The 17,914-nt window shown below is 54.0% G+C and carries 15 protein-coding genes; 7 read left to right on the forward strand and 8 right to left on the reverse strand.

Annotated elements, in window-relative coordinates:
• Nucleotides 1–253 precede the first annotated feature (253 nt).
• The 7 genes from thiD (at nt 254) to R2K28_RS17100 (ending at nt 9,978) form a co-directional block, all read left to right on the forward strand.
• Nucleotides 254–1,075 carry a bifunctional hydroxymethylpyrimidine kinase/phosphomethylpyrimidine kinase gene (gene thiD, locus R2K28_RS17070; protein WP_316366334.1) on the forward strand — a complete coding sequence of 274 codons (822 nt, stop codon included), beginning with the start codon at nt 254–256 and terminating at the stop codon, nt 1,073–1,075.
• Nucleotides 1,065–1,718, forward strand: coding sequence for a thiamine phosphate synthase (gene thiE, locus R2K28_RS17075; RefSeq protein WP_316366335.1), 654 nt, complete (start codon nt 1,065–1,067; stop codon nt 1,716–1,718). Before thiD ends, thiE begins: the two co-directional genes overlap by 11 nt.
• Nucleotides 1,715–2,998: a glutamate-1-semialdehyde 2,1-aminomutase gene (hemL, locus tag R2K28_RS17080; protein ID WP_316366337.1), complete on the forward strand. Its 1,284-nt coding sequence runs from the start codon at nt 1,715–1,717 to the stop codon at nt 2,996–2,998. Before thiE ends, hemL begins: the two co-directional genes overlap by 4 nt.
• Before the next feature lie 29 nt (nt 2,999–3,027).
• Complete coding sequence (locus R2K28_RS17085) at nt 3,028–5,022, forward strand: bifunctional DedA family/phosphatase PAP2 family protein (RefSeq protein ID WP_316366339.1); 1,995 nt, start codon at nt 3,028–3,030, stop codon at nt 5,020–5,022.
• Between the two features lie 205 nt (nt 5,023–5,227).
• The gene (locus R2K28_RS17090) at nt 5,228–7,063 is read left to right on the forward strand and encodes a PhnD/SsuA/transferrin family substrate-binding protein (RefSeq protein WP_316366340.1); all 1,836 of its coding nucleotides are present in this window, start codon (nt 5,228–5,230) and stop codon (nt 7,061–7,063) included.
• A 191-nt stretch (nt 7,064–7,254) separates the two neighbouring features.
• Nucleotides 7,255–9,396 carry a sensor domain-containing diguanylate cyclase gene (locus R2K28_RS17095; protein WP_316366343.1) on the forward strand — a complete coding sequence of 714 codons (2,142 nt, stop codon included), beginning with the start codon at nt 7,255–7,257 and terminating at the stop codon, nt 9,394–9,396.
• 270 nt (nt 9,397–9,666) lie between these two features.
• The gene (locus R2K28_RS17100) at nt 9,667–9,978 is read left to right on the forward strand and encodes a c-type cytochrome (RefSeq protein WP_316366345.1); all 312 of its coding nucleotides are present in this window, start codon (nt 9,667–9,669) and stop codon (nt 9,976–9,978) included.
• On the opposite strand, the gene R2K28_RS17105 is transcribed toward R2K28_RS17100, so the two are convergent.
• The 8 genes from R2K28_RS17105 to miaB all read right to left on the reverse strand — a co-directional run bounded on the left by R2K28_RS17105 (nt 9,965) and on the right by miaB (nt 17,790).
• Nucleotides 9,965–10,585 carry a flavin prenyltransferase UbiX gene (locus R2K28_RS17105; RefSeq protein WP_316366347.1) on the reverse strand — a complete coding sequence of 207 codons (621 nt, stop codon included), beginning with the start codon at nt 10,583–10,585 and terminating at the stop codon, nt 9,965–9,967. The genes R2K28_RS17100 and R2K28_RS17105 overlap by 14 nt on opposite strands.
• Nucleotides 10,586–10,596: 11 nt before the next feature.
• Nucleotides 10,597–11,952, reverse strand: a complete 1,356-nt coding sequence (mpl, locus tag R2K28_RS17110) for a UDP-N-acetylmuramate:L-alanyl-gamma-D-glutamyl-meso-diaminopimelate ligase (protein ID WP_316366349.1) — start codon at nt 11,950–11,952, stop codon at nt 10,597–10,599.
• Entirely contained in the window at nt 11,952–12,455 is a 504-nt protein-coding gene (locus R2K28_RS17115; protein ID WP_316366351.1) for a hypothetical protein, read from the reverse strand. The genes mpl and R2K28_RS17115 overlap by 1 nt, the downstream gene beginning before the upstream one ends.
• A gap of 105 nt (nt 12,456–12,560) precedes the next feature.
• Entirely contained in the window at nt 12,561–13,331 is a 771-nt protein-coding gene (locus R2K28_RS17120) for an SDR family oxidoreductase (protein WP_316366353.1), read from the reverse strand.
• 139 nt (nt 13,332–13,470) lie between these two features.
• Nucleotides 13,471–14,976, reverse strand: coding sequence for an apolipoprotein N-acyltransferase (lnt, locus tag R2K28_RS17125; RefSeq protein ID WP_316366356.1), 1,506 nt, complete (start codon nt 14,974–14,976; stop codon nt 13,471–13,473).
• 20 nt (nt 14,977–14,996) lie between these two features.
• On the reverse strand, nt 14,997–15,449 hold the full coding sequence (gene ybeY / locus R2K28_RS17130) for an rRNA maturation RNase YbeY (protein ID WP_316366358.1): 453 nt from the start codon (nt 15,447–15,449) through the stop codon (nt 14,997–14,999).
• A gap of 4 nt (nt 15,450–15,453) precedes the next feature.
• Nucleotides 15,454–16,428, reverse strand: coding sequence for a PhoH family protein (locus R2K28_RS17135; protein WP_316366360.1), 975 nt, complete (start codon nt 16,426–16,428; stop codon nt 15,454–15,456).
• Nucleotides 16,429–16,437: 9 nt separating this feature from the next.
• Nucleotides 16,438–17,790, reverse strand: a complete 1,353-nt coding sequence (gene miaB / locus R2K28_RS17140; RefSeq protein ID WP_316366361.1) for a tRNA (N6-isopentenyl adenosine(37)-C2)-methylthiotransferase MiaB — start codon at nt 17,788–17,790, stop codon at nt 16,438–16,440.
• Between the last annotated feature and the right edge of the window lie 124 nt (nt 17,791–17,914).

Below are 17,914 nucleotides of genomic sequence, written 5' to 3' on the forward strand. Positions count from 1 at the left end.
CCAGTGACTTGCCGATAACCGATGGACTGCTTATTACTTCTATTCAATTGCCTCACACCCCCTGAGTCTAGCAGTGATAGCGCTCAATCCTAGGAAAAACCCTTAATCCATCTTCCCGTTTCAATTGAAAAAATATATCTCCCAATGGGTGCGGCGGCATAGGATATAGGGTTTTCTGGCCACCACAACCCCTTAGTTACAGTAGGCGCAAGAAAAAGCACACCCATGACGATTAAGTGGATACAATTCGGCTATGAATGAGAAATCACCTCATCTACCCGTGGTTTTGGCCATCGGCGGACACGACCCCGGGGGGGGTGCCGGTATTCAGGCGGATATCGAGTCTATCGGGGTAAATGGCTGCCACGCCGCCACCGCCCTCACCTGCATGACCATCCAGGACAGCTGCGATGTCAGGCAGTTGATTCCTATCGCTCCCGCGACACTACAGGACCAGCTCAGTGTGACATTGGCAGACTGCCAGGTAGCCATCATCAAGATCGGCCTGCTCGGCAGCCTGTCTGCAGCAGAGGCCGTGGTGGAGATGCTGCACAAACATCCTACAATCCCTGTGGTGTTCGATCCGGTGCTGGCCGCGGGAGGTGGCAGTGAACTCGCCAATAAAAGATTGATCGACTATATCGCTCAGGCGGTTATCCCCCTATGTCGCCTGATCACACCCAACATACCCGAGGCGGTGCAATTGACCGGGCTCAAGGGAGCAGCCGCGCATGACGATATGGGCCGCCGGTTACTCGATCTCGGCACAGATGCAGTGCTGATCACCGGCACCCATGCACCGGATCAGGGAGATGAAATCACTCACCACCTTTACCGGACCGGTAATCCGCCCATCCGCTCCTCCTGGCGACGGCTCGCTGGTGAGTTTCACGGCTCCGGCTGCACCCTGGCATCAGCCATCGCAGCCAGATTGGCCCGGGGTGAAACACTACTGACAGCGGTCGAACAGGGATTGGAGTACAGCTGGTTGACATTGACCCATAGCTTCAAGACGGGAAAATGCCAATCCATCCCTGGACGTCTATTGAGAAATCCACCCCAGCATGAAGCCTGATAAGCGTTCCCGATTACGGGGTCTGTATGCCATTACCGACACGGGACTCAGCCCCAAACAACAGCTGCTGCAGCACGTGGAACAGGCACTGCTCGGTGGCGCCGCTATCATCCAGTATCGGGATAAACGCACAAGCAGTTCCCAACGCCTGGCAGAAGCCACCGCCCTGCAACGCCTGTGCAGGGATCATGAGGCGCTGCTGATCATCAACGACGATGTGGTTCTGGCAGACCAGGTCGGGGCCGACGGTGTCCACTTGGGTGCTGAAGATGACCCACTATCATCCGCGCGGAATATCCTGGGAGAGGATGCGATCATCGGCGTCTCCTGCTACAACCGCTTTGATCTCGCCCGCATTGCGGCAGCCAGCGGCGCCGACTATATTGCCTTCGGACGGTTTTTCCCCTCACATATCAAACCCAAAGCGGTACAGGCCCAGCCGGGGCTTCTGACCAGGGCCAAAGCCGAACTCGGCCTCCCCCTGGTTGCCATCGGCGGGATAACGCCGGAGAATGGCGCCCCATTGATCAGCGCAGGTGCGGACATGCTGGCTGTCATTCACGGGGTATTCGGTGAGACGGATATCCAAGCCGCCAGCCGTAAACTATCAAGACTATTCGAGCCGGAGGAGAAAACACGATGAGCCGTTCCCACGAACTCTTTGCCCAGGCGCAGAAACATATACCGGGAGGTGTCAATTCACCGGTCAGGGCCTTCCATGGGGTGGGCGGTGAGCCGGTCTTTGTGGATTGCGCCGCTGGACCCTATATCTATGACCCGGACGGCAAGAGATATATCGATTACGTTGGCTCCTGGGGGCCAATGATCCTCGGTCATTCACACCATGAGGTGATCGATGCGGTGGCCTCGATCATCAATAAGGGCCTCAGCTTCGGCGCTCCCACTGAGCTAGAGAACCAGATGGCGGAGAAGGTGTGCGAACTGGTGCCGAGCATGGAGTTGGTACGCATGGTCAGCTCCGGTACAGAGGCCACCATGTCGGCGATTCGTCTTGCCAGGGGCTTTACCGAACGCGACAAGATCGTCAAATTCGAAGGCTGCTATCATGGCCATTCCGACTCACTGCTGGTGAAGGCCGGTTCCGGCATGCTGACCCTGGGCGAACCCTCCTCCCCCGGGGTACCGGCCACCCTGGCTGAGCACACGATCACCTTGAACTTCAATGACAGCCAGCAGGTGCGCGACACCTTCAGCCAGATCGGTGACCAGATCGCCTGCATCATCGTGGAACCGGTGGCGGGCAATATGAACTGCATCCCGCCGCTGCCCGGTTTTCTCGAAACCCTGCGTGAGGTCTGCAACCAGCATGGCACGGTATTGATCTTCGATGAGGTGATGACCGGTTTTCGCGTCGCCCTGGGTGGCGCCCAGGCCCACTACGGTATCACTCCGGATCTGACCACCCTGGGCAAGGTGATCGGTGGCGGCATGCCGGTAGGCGCCTTTGGCGGCCGCAGCGATATCATGCAAAAGATCGCCCCCCTGGGTCCGGTCTACCAGGCAGGCACCCTCTCCGGCAATCCGGTGGCCATGAGCGCCGGGCTGAAGACCCTGGAACTGATATCCGAGCCAGGTTTCTACGCTCGCTTATCCACAAAGGTGGAAAAACTGGTGGGCGGGATCATGCAGCAGGCCAAGGCGGCAGATGTTCCAATGGCGGAGAATCATGTGGGGGGTATGTTCGGGCTGTTCTTCAGCAACGCCGCCGGGGTTAGCGATTATGCCGGCGCAACTGCCTGCGACCAGAGCCGTTTCAAGGCCTTTTATCATGCCATGTTACAACGGGGCATCTATCTGGCACCATCCGCATTCGAGGCGGGATTCGTCTCTGCTGCCCATAGTGACGAGGATATTGAAAACACCATCCATGCTGCCAAGGAATCGTTCGAGGCATTGGAATAAGCGCTGATCGTTTATGCGACACGCGATCGATGAGCGAGTTTTTCACCCCACTGCTGGCATGGATCGGAGACAACCCATTATGGGCGGGTATGGCGGTGTTTCTGGTAGCCTTTTCCGAATCGGTCGCGATTATCGGTCTGCTTGTGCCGGGGGTGGTGATGATGTTCGGTTTCGGTGCCCTGATCGCTACCGGTATCCTCGAGTTCTGGGCCGTCTTTTGGTGGGCTGTTGCCGGCGCGGTGGTTGGGGACGGCCTTAGCTTCTGGCTGGGACACCACTTTCAGGAGAGGCTGCAGGGTTTCTGGCCCTTCAGCCGCCACCCCGCCACCCTGCAGCGTGGGATTACCTTTTTTCAGCGCTATGGGGGCAAGAGTGTGGCCATCGGCCGGTTTTTCGGCCCGGTGCGCGCCATCATTCCCCTGGTTGCCGGCATGCTCAGGATGTCGCCCCTTCGCTTCCTCATGGCGAATATCCTCTCGGCCCTGGTTTGGGCCCCGGCTTACCTGTTGCCCGGTATCGTATTTGGCGCCTCGTTGGAGCTCGCCTCCGAGGTTGCATTCCGTCTGGTCGCCCTGATGCTGTTACTGTTGTTTCTGGCCTGGGTGCTGTTTATCCTGGCCCGGACACTCTTCAGACTGATTCAACCCCATGCCACCAGCCTGGTCCAGCTAGGTTTTGAATGGGGTCAGTTGCACAAGGGATTCAGATCGATCTCCCGTTCCCTGGCCGACCCAAACCACCCCGAGGCGCGAGGTCTGGCCTTCCTCGCCACCCTGTTGTTGCTTGCCACGCTGCTGTTCATGGTAATCACTGGGATTGTATTGGATGGTTCAATAACCCAAACCTCAGACCAGTTGATCTATAGCGCCCTGCAGAGCCTGCGCACACCCTGGGGCGACCAATTGATGGCGCTTTTCACCAGCCTGGGTGATCTCGAATCGATCCTTGCGCTGGCCCTCGGGGTTGCCGTATTGCTGCTGTTGCAGGGACATCGACGTGCCTTCTACTATCTGCTGGCCGCAACCGGTTTCGGATTGCTTGCACCACTATTGCTCAAATACAGCCTGCGCATACCACGCCCGCCGGGCTCACCGGACTTCCTGAGTCCCTGGTCATTCCCCAGCGCGCACGTCTTGCGCAGCCTGACCCTGTACGGTTTTCTCTCGATCATGATAGCCCGTACGCTGATTCGTGAATGGCGTTGGTTCCCTTATAGTGTTGCGGCCCTGATCATCGGTGCGGTATCTCTCTCGAGGCTCTATTTAGGTGTCCACTGGGTAACCGACATTCTCGGCAGTCTCACCCTGGGTATCGCCTGGATAGCCCTGCTCGGTATCGCCTACTATCGCCATGTGGAGGCTGAATCTAAAGCCACCACATTGATAGGGGTAACACTTTTGTTGCTGTTGTCATGCGCTAGCTATGGCTGGTTTCAGGTCACTGAAAAATCCTCCTCCTATCGGCACACGCCAGAAACAGTACAGATCACCCGGGAGGAGTGGTGGAGTGGTCATACCGACCTTCCCCAGTACCGCAATGATATCTTTGGCGACAGGGACCAACCCCTCAACGTCCAGCTGGCCGGGGATCAGGCGCAACTTGTCTCTGTGCTGCTTCGACAGGGGTGGCAACAGGCGGAAATGCTGGGATGGGACAATGTTCTACGTCTGTTGTCTCCCAGCGCCAAGCTGACGACACTCCCCGTACCCCCGCAGGTGCACGATGCCCGTCATGAGGAACTGGTGATGGTCAAACCACTTTCGAACCGGCAGAGGCTACTCCTCAGACTCTGGTCAACCCGTTACAGACTCGACCCTGGAGGCGAGAGGATTCGCATTGGCAATGTGACCCTGCAGGGCAGCGAAACCGTGATCGGCATGTTGACAATACCGCGCACGATCCGCCAATTCCAACAGCCAGCCGATATATTACGGCAAGATCTCAGAGTGCTGGATAGCGGCTCCAGGATTGAGTCTGACAAGCTGATCATGCTGCTATTTCCCCGCCAACCATATGCGCCCTGACCAAGGCTGTAAAAACACCCTTGAGCAAGGATTGGCGCACAAGCAATGTTCGGCTCCATCGATAGGAGCCATACACTCAGGTTAAAGCTGGGCATGTATTGGCCGAAATTAATATAATATATATAGGGTCACTCATGGGAAGAGTAACCTAACCCTAAACTAAAATTGAATCATGACGGGGGAATGGAGGCCTGAGAGTCGTAATATGTTTAAGCTATTGAACAATCCGACCCGACAATTTATCTCCATACTAATATTATGGTTTGCAACTACCCTGGCACTGGCAGATACACCGTTAGTTAAAATCGGGGTATTGGCAAAAAGGGGGCCTGAAAAAAGCCTGGAGCGATGGAATGCTACGGCGGAGTATCTGAACGACACCCTACCCGCCTATCGATTCAAGATCATTCCCATGGCCTTTGATGATATTCAGATCCTGGTTAAGAACCAGATGGTCGATTTCGTTATTGTAAATCCGGGAATCTACGTAAACCTATCAGTAAAATATGGGGTCAGACGCGTTCTCACCCTGATCAACAAATTATCCCATGAAAGCCAGGTATCCAATTTTGGCAGCGTTATCTTCACCCTCAGGGAGCGAAGCAGTATCCAAAATCTGGGAGACCTGAGAGATCAACGTGTAGCTGCCGTTCACAGCACATCACTTGGTGGCTGGATCATGGCGAGAAGAGAGCTGCGGGTAGAGGCTATTGAGAAATGGGACTTCGCCTCTTTACTTTTTCTCAATACACATGATGCAGTCGTGAACGCTGTATTGAGGCGGGAGGCGGAGGTTGGCATCGTCAGAACCGACACCTTGGAACGAATGACTCAGGAGGGTAAGCTGAATCAGGCTGAACTGCGTATCATTGCACCCAAGAGTTATGAAGATTTTCCCTATGCCGTAAGTACGCCACTCTATCCGGAGTGGCCCTTTTCCCAACTACCCCATACCTCTCAAATGATAGCAAGAGAGGTGGCTGTAGCTTTGCTGGAACTACCACCAGATCACGCGGCAGCTCGTGACGCCCGTATTCATGGCTGGACCATCCCGGAGAATTACCAAACAGTGCATGATCTGTTAGCCCTGCTGGAGATGCCGCCCTATGACAAAAACCTAAAAGATGAGTTGTATAAATCGATCACGGAAATTTGGTACTGGTACCTGTTGATTCTGGTGATCCTTTTGGTTCTGGGCATACTATTCATGCGACTGATTCGCCTCAACCGATCACTGACGGCCCATAAAAAGTCCCTCGAGGAGAGTGAACAGGCACAAATTGTCACCTTTGAACAAGCCCCAGTTGGTCTCGCTCATATCAGTTTGAATGGAAACATAGTACGCCTCAACCATAGACTAAGTGAAATTGTCGCACTCTCGCCTAAGCAAATCATTGATATCAACCTCAAGGATCTGCTTTTCAGCGACGATATCCCCATCTGCACGAGCGCCTTTGACAAGCTTAGGAATAGAGAGATGGGCAGTGTGTCATCCCAATTGCGCCTGGTTTGCGCCAATGGCGCAACAAAATGGATCCAGCTTTCCCTGTCAACAACACCCAAACATCGCAACAACGATTATCTGATTGCCGTGATCGACGATATCGATCATTACAAAACAATCGAAGAGGAGTCGTTACACATCAGACAACAGAAGGAACTGATATTGGATATCGCAGATGACGGTATTATCGGCATCGACAGTCATGCCAATCACACCTTCGTTAACCCTGCCGCGGCAGATATGCTGGGTTATACCATCGATGAATTACTTGACAGAAACAGCCATACTGTATGGCACCATAGCAGAGAAGACGGCAGCGACTATCCGATATCGGAATGCCCAATTACCCGGGTACTTCAACATGGTAAGAAACATCGTGGTGAACATGAAACAATATGGCGAAAAGACGGTAAATCCATACAAGTGGATTATGTCAGCACCCCTATTAAAGATGGAGAGAGGATAATCGGAGCAGTGGTGATCTTTCACCGTAACACCATTTCCATCCCTGACAAACCAACGGCATCGGTAACATGAAAAATGGTAGGTTAGTTCGAATCTACCTGCTTCTAATAGTAGTAGTCTGCACATTTGGAGGCGTGTTGTTTTGGGGCATCTATCAACAAACCCAAAATAATGTTGTAAATGAACTGAAACTCGAATCGAACAACCTCATCAATCAGTTAACAAAACAGTTAAGCCTCGCTTTTATCGAGGTCCACTCTGACTTGCTGTATATAATCGAACAAAAAGAGCTGCGCGATCTTGCCATTGAAAACACGAAGCAATCTGCAGTCAGAAATATACAGGAATCCTGGAAATCACTTGCACTGCAACGCAAACGATATGACCAGATACGCTTTCTTGATATCAACGGCCAAGAACAGGTGCGAATTAACTATGATAAAGGGAACCCCGTTGTAGTAAACGAGAAGGATTTACAATCGAAAAAATACCGCTACTATTTTACAGAATCCATCAATAATCTGCCTGGCACCATCTATAGCTCCCCACTCGATCTGAATGTTGAAAAACAGCAGATAGAACTACCATTGAAACCGACGATTCGATTTGCCTCACCCGTTACCGACAGTAATGGCAATACCATCGGTGCTGTCATACTCAACTACCTGGCTGATAATATTCTGAACAAGTTTCGCAGAATATCTGCCGGATATTCCGGGGATGCGATTCTACTCAATTGGCAGGGTTACACCTTACTCAGCCCAGAGAGCGCCCAGGATTGGGGATTCATGTTTCCCGACAGTCCGCAAACAGGGATCAACGTTGAGCATACCGATGTATGGAAGAGCATACAAAAGCTACACCGCGGTCAAAAAATCAACACCCATGGGCTTTACACTTTCGACTCGATCCATCCATCCGGTGAATTAATTGATAATTTCTGCGCCAGTTGTCTGCGCGTACTTTTACATGTACCGAAAGAGTTGATAGATGCAAGAATATGGCGGCAACTTGCAAACACTGTAAAATTCTTGGGTGCTACGCTCACAGTCATGCTTATTGTTTTAGCAATAGCGATATGGAACCGTGAGAAACAGAAGGTTAACGAACAACAAATTCAGCGTCTGAATAAAAAAATCTCCAACGAACATGAGCTATTCCTTAGCGGACCCAGCATTATTGCCAAACTTCGCAATGAATTGGGTTGGCCGGTTGAATTCATTTCCACCAATGTACATGAGCTACTCGGTTATGAGATGGACAGTTTTACAAGTGGTAAATTGTCATTTTCCAATATCATTGACCCAGAGTATCTACAACACTTTTCCCAGGAAAATGTCCAAGCGGATCAGGATCGGGTAACCGAATTCAAACGCAGTCCGTATAAAATCATCGACCGCTCAAGACAGCACAAGTGGGTTCAGGACACGACCCATATCATCCGTGACGAACTGGGCAGGCTAACTCACTTCTTTGTCCATATCAGCGACATCACCCACCTTAAACAGATTGAAGAACAACTCACTGAATCTCACAACTATATTCAGAGAGTCGTGGATGCGATTGCCGATCCCACGCTGGTCATCGACATAAACAACCATCAATTGCAACTGGTAAACAAGTCTGCACTTAATCTCTACACCAATGAAAAACAGTTGAAAAAAGACATGACTTGCTACCGCCTTTCCCACAAACGCAACACACCTTGCAGCGGCAAGCACGACCCATGCCCGATTGCTGAGATTCAAAAGACAAAAAAAGCCGTATCCGTGGTACATAAACACTATGACAATGAAGGAAGAGTCATGCATGTTGATGTCCGCGCCACGCCAATCTTTGATGAATCAGGGGAGCATCTAGTGCAGATCATCGAATCTCACCGGGACATCACCGACACCATCAACATGGAAAAACAGCTACTCCATATAGCTGAAACCGATCGCCTGACTCAGATCTATAATCGAACAAAATTCGATGAAGAGTTGAAAAATCAGATTGCCTGGGCTGGCTTGACCAACAATTATTTCGGCCTGATCATGCTTGATCTCGATCATTTCAAGGAGGTTAATGACAACCACGGTCATGATGTAGGCGACAAAGTATTGAAAACAACCGTGGAACTGTTACACAAAAGAATCCGAAAGTCGGATATCCTCGCCCGCTGGGGGGGTGAAGAGTTCATGATAATCACCCCTCAGATCCAACAGGACGACCTACTCTCAATGGTAGAGTCGCTGCGCACTGCTATCGAAGAGATCAAGCACCCTAAGGTCGGCGCGGTCACGGCCAGTTTTGGTGCCAGCATGCTTACCCCCAATGACAATATCAAATCGTTGCTGAAACGGGTGGATATGGCACTCTACCGTTCGAAGAACAGTGGCCGCAATCGTTGCACCATTCTCTAATTATCCCCTACAATCCACACCCGCCGATACTTGTCATCAAATCTGATCTAAGCCAATAAACAGTGAATTTCTAACTTGTTCACGGTGTGGTGTCACAAACATAAATAATAGCGGTTGAAAACTATCCGAACGGATGAGAAATAGAGTAACATCTGCCCCGGCGGTAAATGCTGCCACCAAATCATGCTCCCTAATTTGGTTTCACTATGACCTGACATCCACTCAGGCCAACCCAATCAAAGGAGTCAGATAGCAGAATCATGAGGTACTATGATGAACAAAACGACCTATGTTGCAGGTATCTGCCTGCTTGGTTCCATGCTCACAGGCTGCGGCGGCAGTAATGAGTTTACACCGGTTTCAGGCATGGACGGTGTGGATATCTATGCCAATGCCTGTTCAAGCTGCCATGGGGAAAACGGAAGCGGCAAATTCGGCTTTTTGCTGAAACTGGCGGGTTCCGAAGAGACCACAGATCAGATCGTAGGCAAGATCCGTAACGGAGGTCACATCATGCCTGCATTCCCGAACATCGACACCCAGCAAGCCAAGCTCGTTGCCGACTATCTCAAGTCGTTGTAGCGCCCCATCTAGGCATCATTTGATGTTCAATATCCAGTTGATCGAGAACCCGGCCTACCATGAAGTCGACGATCTCCTGGAGTGTCGTGGGATTATGGTAGAAACCGGGATTGGCGGGCATAATCACAGCCCCCATGCGACTCAACTTGAGCATGTTCTCCAGGTGGATATCTGAAAAAGGGGTTTCCCGCACTACCAGGATCAGCTTACGGCGCTCTTTCAACACCACATCCGCGGACCGCTCGATCAGATCGTTGCTTGCACCACAGGCAATGGCCGACAAGGTACCGGTGGTACAGGGACAGACCACCATGGCGGCGGGAGGGTTCGATCCACTCGCAACGGGAGCCATCCACTGCTGTCTGCCGAATACCTGCAATTGACCGGGTGCTACGTGAAACCTTTGAGTCAGCTGCTTTTCCATCTCTGCAGGCTGCCCCGGCAGATCCAGATCGCTCTCCATTTTCAACACGATCTGCCCCGCCTGGCTGACCATCAGATAGATATCCTTTTCAGCTGCAATCAACGCTTCAAGCAAACGCAATGCATAGGCGCTTCCCGATGCACCGGTAATAGCTACAGCGATAGGGTCCCGCTTCTGCTTCATGATCTTAACCTCTATTTCAGGGCATCCAACAGACGTTGATGTATCGCTTCGAAGCCGCCGTTACTCATCACCAGAATCCGGTCCCCCGGTCGAGCCATCGCCACAACCCGAGTGACCATCGATGCGGTGTCGTCAAAGAGTTCGGCTCTGTCGCCCAGGGATGCCAGTGCGACAGCCGCATCCCATGCCAGATCATCGGGTAGCAACATCATCACCTGGTCTGCGGCCTCCAGTGCGTCCGCCAAGCGATCTGCATGCACTCCCCGCTTCATGGTATTCGACCTGGGTTCCAGCAAGGCGATAATACGCGCATCACCAACCTGGTTACGTAAACCGTCCAGGGTTGTCGCTATGGCAGTCGGGTGATGCGCGAAATCGTCATACACACGCACCCCATGTACCTCACCCCGCAACTCCATGCGCCGCTTGACATTCTTGAAGCTGCTTAAGGCCTCTATCGCACTCCCGGGTGGTACGCCGGCATGGCGGGCTGCCGCCAGTGCCGCCAGTGCGTTTGCCACATTGTGTCTACCTATCAGGTCCCAACTGACCCGCCCATGGTTCTCACCTTCACAGATGACATTGAAGCTGTGACCATCAGCAGCAACCTGTTCCGCATGCCAACCCGCCTCGATCTCCGGATCGAAAAACTCCAGCGGCGTCCAGACCCCCATGTCCAGGACCTCACTCAGATTACCATCGTTGAGCGGGCTGATGATCAATCCCTCGGCAGGAACCGTCCGCACCAGATGGTGAAACTGGCGCTGTATCATCGAGAGGTCATCGAAGATATCGGCATGATCGAACTCAAGATTGTTCATAATCAACGTGCGCGGCCGGTAGTGGACGAATTTGGAGCGTTTGTCGAAAAATGCGGTATCGTACTCATCTGCCTCCACCACAAAGAACGGGGAGTCTCCCAAGCGGGCGGAGAGGCCAAAGTTTTCCGGAACCCCACCAATAAGAAAACCCGGTTGCAGGCCGGCCTGCTGCAGAATCCAAGCCAGCAAACTGGCGCAGCTGGTCTTGCCATGGGTGCCGGCCACCGCCAACACCCAGCGCCCCTGCAACACATGCTCCGCCAGCCACTGCGGCCCAGAGGTATAGGGCAGGCCCTGATTCAGCATTGCTTCTACCGCCGGATTACCCCGGGACATGGCGTTACCCACCACAACCACGTCAGGCGCGGGTTGCAGATGTTCGGCCTCGAACCCCTCTAGCAGTTGGATCCCAGCCTGTTGCAATTGGGTGCTCATAGGTGGATAGACATTGGCATCCGAACCGCTGACCTTATGTCCCAGGGCTCGTGCCAGGAGTGCAATACCACCCATGAAGGTACCGCAGATACCGAGGATATGTATATGCATCAACTGGTAACCGGAAATAGATGACTCATGATACTCCATGCCATGAGGTTATAGAGCAGTGCAAACCCGATCCCCAGATTCAAGCTGATCTCAAAGGCATGGCGAAGGATATGCCCGAGCACCACGATGCTCCAGATAAACAACACCAACAACAACAGTTCGGACTCGCTCGACTCACTGCGATGCCGCCAGGCCACCAGGGGTAGCGCGAGCAGACTCAACAGCAGACCGCTCAACAGCATGGCGCTCGCTGTCTGATTGAAACGCGGCAACCTGCCTCTCATACCCAGGGCAGCGGCAAGCACACCCAACATCAGCAACAACCCGAAAAGGTTCTCCAACAGGGCGCGAAACAGCCCCAACCGGGCATCCACGACCATCACTATACCCACCACCAGATTCAGTATCACCAATAACCACAGTAGCGAGTTCGAGGCAGGTAAATCCTGGGGGGTGCGACGCAGCAGACAAAGATCCACCGCACTGTTCAACAGCGCGTTCAAACCCAACACCTCGGCTCAGGGTTCGATTGAGCATGAAACAGATTAAAAGACACCGGATCTACTCCTTCCAGCGGGCTGCATGATTGTCAACTCAGATCCATTGGTTCAAACCTCGTCACCCAGGTTTCTATTCACCACGAAGGGACCCCACGACTGGCATACCGGCATCAGTTCCAGGTTATTCACATTCACATGGGCCGGCAGTGACGTCACCCAATAGACCACCTCGGCGATATCCTCGGCGCTGAGCGGGTGGGTGCCGGTATAGACATCCCCTGCCTGTTGCGCATCGCCCTTCATGCGTACTAGGGAGAACTCGGTTTCCGCCAATCCCGGCTCGATGTTGGTCACACGCAAGGGTGTACCCACAAGATCGGCCAGCAAACCCCTTGAGAACTGCTTCACGAAGGCCTTGCTGCCCCCATAAGCATTGCCCCCTGGATAGGGCCAGCTGGCCGCAACCGAGCCTATGTTCACAATATGACCACGCCGCCGCTTCACCATCCCAGGGAGTATCTGGCGGGTCATATACATCAAGCCCTTGATATTGGTATCGACCATGGTCTCCCAATCGTCCGTATCGGCTTCGTAAGCAGGCTCCATACCCAGGGCTAGTCCGGCATTGTTCACCAATACATCGATATCCCTGAATCCCTCCGGGAGTTGCTCGACGAATCTCTCTACCCCCTTACGCTCCGTCACATCCAATTGCTGCACATGTACGCCACAGCCGGCAGGCAGTGACGCGGCCAACTCTTCCAGTCTTTGCAGGCGTCGCGCACATAGCACCAGATCGTCACCGGCGGCAGCGAAACGGTGAGCACAGGCCTTGCCGAACCCGGAGGAGGCACCGGTTATCAAGATACATTTCTTCATCGTTTTCGAGCCTATATAAATTAATCCAGAATGTATGTGGCTATCCAGGAGCCCCGTACATGAATCCTGTAACCCCCCGTGACCACAGCACGCCCTATCAAAACAGCTCGATGACGGCAGTCCGTCAAGGTCTCGGTATTTATCTTATTCTACTGTAAGGAAACCCAGTCATCATGGCCAGCAGCAGCAGCGCCAAAATGGTGAGATTGCCGAATCTGGCATACAGGGTTTCACCCTCCAGGGGCAGAATCTCCCCCTTCAGCACATGCAGTTCCAATAGGGGCGATGCGGCGATGATTTCACCCCTGGGCCCGATAATGGCGGATATCCCGGTATTGGTCGATCGCAGCAGATAGCGCCCTGTCTCCAAGGCCCGCATCCTGGCGATCTGGAGATGCTGGTGAGGCGCCAGCGACTTGCCGAACCAGGCATCGTTGCTGGCATTGATAAGAAACGCCGCTTCCGGGAGGGCCTCGATCATCTCGGCGCCGAAGGCGTCCTCATAACAGATCGAGAGCCCCGCCAGATAATCCCCTACCCGCATCAGCGGCCTGGCATCCTGTTTGGTGCTGAAATCCGACATGGGAATGGTGAATAGATCCACCAGGGGCCAGAGTATCCCTTTCAATGGCAGATACTCGGTAAAGGGTACCAGGTGACGCTTGTAATATTGATCGCGCTCTTCGTTACCCAGTGCCACCATGGCGTTGTAATAGTGCTCCCGTGCCTGATCCATCTGCACCACACCGAACACCAGATGCGTGTGGTGATTCTTAACGGTATTCTCAAGGGGCTGGATAAAGGCCTCATCCACCTGGAACTGAAACGCTGACACCGCCGTCTCCGGCCATACGATCAGATCACGATCGAAGTTCTCCTTGGTCTTTTTGGCATACAACACCAGGCTCGGCAGCAACTGCTCAGGCAGCCATTTTTCCGCTTGCGGGATGTTCCCCTGAATCAGGGCGACCCTGATCGGATCCCCCATCGGCTGACTCCAGTCGATCTTTGTTCCCAGCCACCCGGCCGACCAGATCAACACCGCCGCGCTCAAATAGCCGACCCGGTAACGGCTGGAGTTTGCCAGGGCAAGCAGCAGACCCACCGTAACCAGAGCCATCCAGCTGATACCCAGTACACCCAACAGGGGCCCATAGCCCGCCAATGGGGAGTCGATTTGCGAATAGCCGACCTGCAGCCAGGGAAAACCGGTGAGAAACCAGCCCCGCAACCACTCCAGCAACACCCACAGTGCGGGATAGACCAGGATCAGGGATAGCTGCCGGGAGGCCTGGAAAAATCCTGCCAACCAACCCAGAGCGGCATAGAATAGCGCCAGCAAAGCGACAAATCCCAGGGTCACCACCAGGGGGAAAAGCCATCCGAGATCACCAAATTGAGCGATACTGACATGCAGCCATGAAACACCACTGCCCATCAAGCCCAGACCATACATAAAGCCTATCCGGAGACTGTGATGAGGTCTCTCCAGCCACAACAGGAAAAGCAGCCCGGGTCCAACCAAGGCCGTGATCCAGATATGGAACGGGGCGTATGCCGTGGTGGTAATCGCACCTGCCGCCAGCGCGGTAATACGTGGATAACGCAGGATGACGGAGAGGGTTTGTTTTATGCTTCTGGGCAAGATCAGATCCGTTTATTGTGTTAGTAGGGATCGGAGAGATCCAAACTGAGTAGGATCTTTCTCTCCAAACCTTCCATCCGTTGTGCATCACTGTCGCTCAGATGGTCATACCCCAATAGATGCAGTACCCCATGGACCACCATATGGGCCCAGTGAGCCTGTAGATCCTTACCCTGCTCAAGTGCCTCCCGGGTCACCACCTGAACACAGATCACCAGATCTCCCAGCAGCGGCAGAGGAATTTCTGCGGGGGCCTCAAACGGAAACGAGAGCACATTGGTGGGCCTGTCCATACCTCTGTAGTCGCGGTTGAGTTGACGGCTTTCCGCTTCGTCCACCAGGCGAATCACCAATTCCACCGGAGCATGATCCTGTGGCAGTGACGCCTCCACCCAGCGCCTGAAATCTTCCTCTGTGGGAAGATCATCGGATATCTCCGTGACCTGTTGAATCTCCAGGATCAGCGGGGCCACCGGATCAACTCTTGCGATCAAACTCGTCGTAGGCGCGCACCACCCTTTGTACCACCGGGTGCCGTACCACGTCCCTGGCATTGAAAAAGGTGAAACTGATCCCCTCCACATGGGCCAGCACCTCCGTGACCTGGCGTAGTCCGGACTGCTGACCCCGCGGCAGATCTATCTGGGTCACATCACCGGTGATCACCGCCGTGGAACCAAAACCGATGCGGGTCAGAAACATCTTCATCTGTTCCGGTGTGGTATTCTGCGCCTCGTCCAGGATAACGAACGACTCATTCAATGTTCGGCCCCGCATATAGGCCAACGGAGCGATCTCTATCACATTGCGCTCCACCAGTTTCGCCACTTTTTCGAAGCCGAGCATCTCATAGAGGGCGTCGTAGAGGGGCCTCAGGTAGGGATCTATCTTCTGTGCCAGATCACCGGGCAGAAAGCCGAGCCGCTCACCCGCCTCGACCGCAGGCCGTACCAGCAGGATGCGCCGCACCTGATCGCGTTCCAGCGCATCCACCGCGCTGGCAACCGCAAGATAGGTCTTGCCGGTACCCGCCGGGCCGACACCGAAATTGATATCGTGGGTCAATACCTTGTGCAGGTACTCTTTCTGATTCACCCCACGGGGCCGTACCAGACCGCGCCGGGTCTTGATCACTGTATCAGGCAGATCGTTGCTCGACTTCTGCTCCAGCAACTCATCCACACCCGCCTCCTGCAGATAGAGGTGGACCCGTTGCGGATCGAGTATTTCATTTGTAGTGGCACGGTAGAGATCCAATATCACCCGCTCACCCGCCTGAATCGAGGGGCGCTCACCGATCAGGCGAAAGTGATTGCCACGATTGTTGATCTCGATACCCAGTCGGCCTTCGATATGGCGCAGGTGTTCGTCAAGCTGACCGCAGAGATTGGCCAGCCTCTCATTGTCGGCGGGTTCGAGGAGCAGATCCAGGGAATCGGGATGTTCAGCCAACTGTTCGTCCTAGGCGTTTGCCGCTCTATGGTTTGCGGGTTGCAACAACTCCCCTCGCAAGGAGTTTGGCAGGGCCTCGGTGATCCGCACCTCGGCAAAATCCCCTATCAGTGTCATCGGGCCATCAAAGTTGACCACCCGGTTATTTTCGGTGCGTCCTGCCAGCTGGGCCGGGTTCTTCCTCGCCGGCCGCTCCACCAATATCCGTTGCACCGTACCGACCATTTGCCGGCTGATGCGCTGCGCCTGGGTGTTGATCAACTGCTGCAGGCGCCCCAACCGCTGCTGCTTGATCGCCAATGGCACATCATCCGGCAGATCGGCTGCGGGTGTACCGGGACGGCGGCTGTAGATGAAACTGTAGGAGTGATCGAAACCGATATCCTCTATCAGTTGCAGGGTTGCCTCGAAATCGGCTTCTGTCTCGCCGGGGAAACCGACGATAAAATCTGAGGAGATGGTGATATCGGGCCTGACCTCGCGCAAACGGCGGATCTTGGCCTTGTATTCGACAGCCATATGGCCCCGTTTCATCATCGCCAGGATGCGGTCAGAGCCCGACTGTACCGGCAGGTGGAGAAAACTGACCAGTTCCGGCACCTGGCTATAGACATCGATCAATGAATCGGAGAACTCCAGCGGGTGGGAGGTGGTGAAGCGAATCCGGTCGATACCCTCGATCGCCGCCACATACTCGATCAGCAGGGCCAGGTCGGCCTCATCCCCGTCCGCCATCTCTCCCCGGTAGACGTTGACATTCTGTCCCAGCAGATTGATCTCGCGCACCCCCTGGGCCGCCAATCCCGCCACCTCGGCGATGACGTCGTCGAAGGGACGGCTGATCTCCTCACCGCGGGTAAAGGGTACGACGCAATAGGTACAATATTTTGAACACCCCTCCATCACCGACACATAGGCCATGGGACCATCGGCACGGGGCTCAGGCAGTCGGTCGAACTTCTCGATCTCAGGGAAGGTGACATCCACCACCGGTGCATGCTCACGCCTGACCTGGCGAATCATCTCGGGCAGTCGGTGCAAGGTCTGGGGACCGAATACGAGATCCACATAGGGCGCCCGCTGGCGGATCGCATCACCCTCCTGGCTAGCCACGCAACCACCCACACCGATAATCAAAGCGGGATTCCGTTCTTTCCATGGGCGCCAGCGCCCAAGCTGGGAAAAGACCTTCTCCTGGGCCTTCTCCCGGATGGAACAGGTATTCAACAGCAGTACATCCGCCTCCAGGGCGTCATCGGTCAGCTCCAGGTCTTCGGCCACGCGCAGGCCATCCGCCATACGTGACGAATCGTATTCGTTCATCTGACAACCGAAGGTTTTGATGTAGAGTTTACCGGGCATATCGAATCCAGCGTCTATCGGGGTCGCTATAGTATAGCTTTAGCGGTCTGCGGCCAAACCGTGATCACCGGGAAAGCCGCTAATTTTTTACGGATATATCGTCTCCCAATCCTATACTGGGTGG

It is taken from the genome of Candidatus Thiodiazotropha sp. CDECU1 (assembly GCF_963455295.1).
Lineage (GTDB): Bacteria > Pseudomonadota > Gammaproteobacteria > Chromatiales > Chromatiaceae > Thiodiazotropha.

Coding starts and splice junctions, on each gene's coding strand:
- thiD (WP_316366334.1), top strand. CDS start 254: ATGAATGAGAAATCACCTCATCTACCCGTGGTTTTGGCCATCGGCGGA.
- thiE (WP_316366335.1), top strand. CDS start 1,065: ATGAAGCCTGATAAGCGTTCCCGATTACGGGGTCTGTATGCCATTACC.
- hemL (WP_316366337.1), top strand. CDS start 1,715: ATGAGCCGTTCCCACGAACTCTTTGCCCAGGCGCAGAAACATATACCG.
- R2K28_RS17085 (WP_316366339.1), top strand. CDS start 3,028: ATGAGCGAGTTTTTCACCCCACTGCTGGCATGGATCGGAGACAACCCA.
- R2K28_RS17090 (WP_316366340.1), top strand. CDS start 5,228: ATGTTTAAGCTATTGAACAATCCGACCCGACAATTTATCTCCATACTA.
- R2K28_RS17100 (WP_316366345.1), top strand. CDS start 9,667: ATGATGAACAAAACGACCTATGTTGCAGGTATCTGCCTGCTTGGTTCC.
- R2K28_RS17105 (WP_316366347.1), bottom strand. CDS start 10,585: ATGAAGCAGAAGCGGGACCCTATCGCTGTAGCTATTACCGGTGCATCG.
- mpl (WP_316366349.1), bottom strand. CDS start 11,952: ATGCATATACATATCCTCGGTATCTGCGGTACCTTCATGGGTGGTATT.
- R2K28_RS17120 (WP_316366353.1), bottom strand. CDS start 13,331: ATGAAGAAATGTATCTTGATAACCGGTGCCTCCTCCGGGTTCGGCAAG.
- miaB (WP_316366361.1), bottom strand. CDS start 17,790: ATGCCCGGTAAACTCTACATCAAAACCTTCGGTTGTCAGATGAACGAA.